Raw genomic sequence first — 826 nt, forward strand, 5'->3', positions numbered from 1 at the left:
CCCTCACCCGGCCGCCCGCCGCCGTCGTGCTCCCGGCCGCCGGACGCACCGGGGCGGCTCCGGACGCGCCCGTGCTGCTCCGGCCCCTCTTCCACCACCGGCTGGACCCGCTGCGCGGTCCTCCGGCCTTTCGTTAAACAGTTTCCGGGCTGCCCGGCCGCTTTTTTCCGTACTGTTCCGGCGCGCTTCCGCGCCCTTGAAAGGCCCTGCCATGACCATTTCCCACCACCGTCCCTGCAAGACCCTCCTGACCGCCGCCGTCACCGCCTCGCTTGCCGCAGGCCTGGCAGTGGCCGGAGCCTCCGCCGCCTCGGCCCACGTCCACGTCGACCCGGACAGCACCGCGGCCGGCTCCACCTCGGTGCTCACGTTCTCCTTCGCGCACGGCTGCGACGGGTCGCCGACCACCGGCATCACCATCTCCCTGCCCGACCAGCTCGACGACGCCATTCCCACCGCCAACCCGGGCTGGGACGTGAAGAAGGTGACCGAAAAGCTGGACACCCCCAAAAAGCTCGGGACCGGAACCACCATCACCGAACGGACCGGCAGGATCGCCTACACGGCCCGGACCCCGCTGGCCGACGGGGTCCGGGACACCCTGCAGCTGCAGATCCAGGTGCCGGCGGCCGAGGGGCAGACCCTGGCCTTCCCGGTGCTGCAGACCTGCGAGAAGGGCAAGACGGACTGGGCCCAGCTGCCCGCCGGGGGCCAGGACGGCCACGACCTGGAGTCCCCGGCCCCCACCTTCACCGTCACCGCGGCGGCCGCCGGGGACCACGGGACGCACGGCCACGGCGCCGAGGCGGCCGAACCTGCCGCCAGC

The 826-nt window shown here is 73.1% G+C and carries 1 protein-coding gene; it reads left to right on the forward strand.

All coding sequences use genetic code 11. The annotated features are described in order from the left end of the window. Nucleotides 1–211: 211 nt before the first annotated feature. A partial coding sequence (locus ACFQ36_RS23050; RefSeq protein WP_377017932.1) for a YcnI family protein occupies nt 212–826 on the forward strand: 615 nt, incomplete at its 3' end.

This window comes from Arthrobacter sp. GCM10027362 (assembly GCF_042679445.1).
In the GTDB taxonomy this organism is placed as follows: domain Bacteria; phylum Actinomycetota; class Actinomycetes; order Actinomycetales; family Micrococcaceae; genus Crystallibacter.